The 255-nt window shown below is 51.8% G+C and carries 1 rRNA gene; it reads left to right on the forward strand.

The annotated features are described in order from the left end of the window. Positions 1-255 (forward strand): 23S ribosomal RNA (locus J5M56_RS26000); the annotation flags it as partial.

Raw genomic sequence — 255 nt, forward strand, 5'->3', positions numbered from 1 at the left:
GACAGCTAGGAGGTTGGCTTAGAAGCAGCCATCCTTTAAAGAAAGCGTAATAGCTCACTAGTCGAGTCGGCCTGCGCGGAAGATGTAACGGGGCTCAAACCATGCACCGAAGCTACGGGTATCACCTCTGGTGATGCGGTAGAGGAGCGTTCTGTAAGCCTGTGAAGGTGAGTTGAGAAGCTTGCTGGAGGTATCAGAAGTGCGAATGCTGACATGAGTAACGACAATGCGAGTGAAAAACTCGCACGCCGAAAG

The sequence above is a fragment of the Pseudomonas sp. 51_B genome (genome assembly GCF_017491595.1).
In the GTDB taxonomy this organism is placed as follows: domain Bacteria; phylum Pseudomonadota; class Gammaproteobacteria; order Pseudomonadales; family Pseudomonadaceae; genus Aquipseudomonas; species Aquipseudomonas promysalinigenes.